Origin of the sequence: Acinetobacter sp. ME22 (assembly GCF_022012315.1) — a bacterium.
Classification (GTDB): domain Bacteria; phylum Pseudomonadota; class Gammaproteobacteria; order Pseudomonadales; family Moraxellaceae; genus Acinetobacter; species Acinetobacter brisouii_A.
Genome location: NZ_JAKLTL010000033.1, coordinates 1 through 2532, shown reverse-complemented (window position 1 = coordinate 2532; position 2532 = coordinate 1). Strand labels below are relative to the sequence as shown.

Here is a 2532-nt window from a genome sequence, read left to right as displayed (position 1 = left end):
GTAAGCATCCAGTGAAGCCCACTTGAACTCAAGCAGGCTTCCAGTTATGCGGCAGCAGCGCTTCGATATCTTTCATTTTATGTGTTGGCAGCCTTTTCAACACATCACTGAGATAGGCATACGGATCAAGACCATTCAGCTTGGCTGACTGGATTAAAGTCATGATGTTCGCTGCCCGTTGACCACTACGCAGTGATCCTGCAAACAGCCAGTTCTTGCGACCTAAAGCCCATGGACGCATCTGGTTTTCTATCCAATTATTGTCTATTGGCAAATTGCCATCATCCAGATAACGGCTTAAGGCAGACCAGCGTTTTAGACTGTAATTGATTGCTTTTGCTGTAGGTGAACTCTTTGGTACTTTATCCTGATTTGCTTTCAACCAGTCATACAGTTGTCGCATGTTCGGTTGACTGTCCTGTTGCCTTCGCTGGTGGCGTTGTTCGGCACTACAGTCTGGTATCTCTCGTAATTCTGCCTCAATTTGGTAAAGCTGTTGAATCAATTGCAGAGCTTGTTCGGCAATGAGACTTTTACCCGTCACATGCAGCTCATGGAATTTACGACGGGCATGGGCCATACAACCCACTTCAATCATCTGACCTGAGGCAAAACGTGCCTTATAACCACTATAATCATCACAGATCAGTTGACCTTGCCAGCCTTTTAGGAAATCTTCGGCATGTTGACCTGATCGACTCGGTTGAAAGTCATAGATCACCGCCTGAATCGAGTTGTACTGTGTGGTGGCATAGGCCCAGACATAACCTTTCTTGGGTTTCTTCTCGGCAATCTGCATCACGGTCACTGGTGTTTCATCTGCATGAATCACATGTTGTTGTAATATGATCTGTTTTAAGGCTTCTGCTAGTGGTTCTAACTGTACACCACATTGACCAACCCATTCCGATAAGGTTGAGCAAGCAAGATCAACCCCGACACGCTGATAGATCAGACGTTGACGATATAAAGGTAAATGATCCGCATATTTTGAAACCAGCACATGGCTGAGCAATTCAGGTGTGGCAATGCCTTTATCAATCACATAAGCAGGCATCGGTTCTTGAATCAAGGTATCACACTGATCACAGACCCATTTGCCACGGATATGCTGTTCTTTGTAGAACTGTGCTGGTCTGAAATAGAGTTTCTCGCTCAGGTCTTCACCAATACGACGAAGCGTGCAGCCACAACTGCATTGTGTCGATGAAGGCTCATGCTCTATACGAATGATGGCTAGATGATCTGGCAGCGGTCGGCGTTTCGGTTTTATTGCTTTGGCTTCAGCCGATTTGGGTTGATCCGCATTCAGTCGTTCCAGTTCTAAATCAAAGGCTGCGATATCTTCTTCAACTGCTTCATCTAACAAGCTGATTTGTTTGGCAGTGAGGTGTTCATTCTTCTGAGCGAATTTATGCCGTTTAAACAGCGCAAGTTCATGCTCGTATTTTTGCGTGAGTACAGAGAGGTGCTGAACTTTGGCATCTAGGTGTTGATTGGATTGTTCGAGTTGTTGCTTATCTTCTACAAGTTGCTGATTCTGCATTGCCAACTGCTGGGTAAATTCCAGCAATTGTTCATGGGTCAGTTGGCTTAAATCAGGCAGCGTATTCATGACCGCAGTATGCCTGAGATCAGGTCAGGGATGAAATAGGTCGTTTGGAGGATGGTAAAATAGAGGTATCTGGTTTAGATCATTGTGACCACGTGCTGTTGTCCAATGCGCTGCCAAGCTAAACCCTGAATCAGTGCCTGTAATTGTTCCGCATTGATACTCATTGTTTCACCCTGATGAACCTTCGCCCAGTGGAACTTCCCTTGTTCCAAGCGTCGGGCACACAGCCAAATACCCAATCCATCATGCACCAGCACTTTCATACGATGGCCTCGTTTATTACAGAACAGATAGGCGCAATGGGGTTTAACACCACCAAAGGCTTTCAGGACTTGCGCAAGTGCAGTATCTGTACCTGCTCGCATATCCATGGGTTGGGTAGAGAGCCAGATTTCATCAATACGAATCATTTGATCAAGCCTTGCAGCAGAAATAGTAATTCAGTTGTTGATTCCACAGGCCACTCGATTTCAATCATTTGATATCTTTCGGAGCGTTGTTCATCATGCAGTGGAATCCTGATATGAGCAGGAGCTTTCTTCTCAGGCACAGGTGATGGAGATGTCTCTTGTTTGACTAGCATCGAGTGAACAATGACAGGAAGAAAGTCGGTCTGTGGGCTAGGCAGGCTTTTTAATGGAGGGGGCATTGATTCAGACTGGCGAATCCATTTATGCAGTAGATTAGCATTGATCTGATGTTGCATTGCCACGTTAGCCACTGATGTGTCTGGCTGCTGGCATTGTTGAATAAGCTGATGTTTGAATTCAGCTGTGAAAGTTCGGCGAGGCTTTTTTAGCGTTGGTGCACTGTCTATAACTGTCTTTAAATCCATAAATAGGTGTCCACTTATTGGTTAGTGGACACTATCGGGGGATTGATCCACTAAAAATAGTGGTGATTCACTGGAGGCTTAC

Annotated in this window: 3 protein-coding genes; all 3 read right to left on the bottom strand. The window is 45.4% G+C overall.

Going from position 1 to position 2532, the window contains the following annotated elements; genetic code table 11:
• Positions 1–28: 28 nt before the first annotated feature.
• Positions 29–1615, bottom strand: coding sequence for an IS66 family transposase (tnpC, locus tag LVY74_RS17535; RefSeq protein ID WP_237816137.1), 1587 nt, complete (start codon positions 1613–1615; stop codon positions 29–31).
• 74 nt (positions 1616–1689) lie between these two features.
• A complete protein-coding gene (gene tnpB / locus LVY74_RS17530; RefSeq protein WP_223239022.1) occupies positions 1690–2025 on the bottom strand; it encodes an IS66 family insertion sequence element accessory protein TnpB in 336 nt (111 codons plus the stop codon).
• Complete coding sequence (tnpA, locus tag LVY74_RS17525) at positions 2022–2450, bottom strand: IS66-like element accessory protein TnpA (RefSeq protein WP_237816136.1); 429 nt, start codon at positions 2448–2450, stop codon at positions 2022–2024. The genes tnpB and tnpA overlap by 4 nt, the downstream gene beginning before the upstream one ends.
• Positions 2451–2532 lie beyond the last annotated feature (82 nt).

What these genes read in the sequence shown, in the direction of transcription:
- tnpC (WP_237816137.1), bottom strand. Translation starts at nt 1,615, where the DNA reads ATGAATACGCTGCCTGATTTAAGCCAACTGACCCATGAACAATTGCTG.
- tnpB (WP_223239022.1), bottom strand. Translation starts at nt 2,025, where the DNA reads ATGATTCGTATTGATGAAATCTGGCTCTCTACCCAACCCATGGATATG.
- tnpA (WP_237816136.1), bottom strand. Translation starts at nt 2,450, where the DNA reads ATGGATTTAAAGACAGTTATAGACAGTGCACCAACGCTAAAAAAGCCT.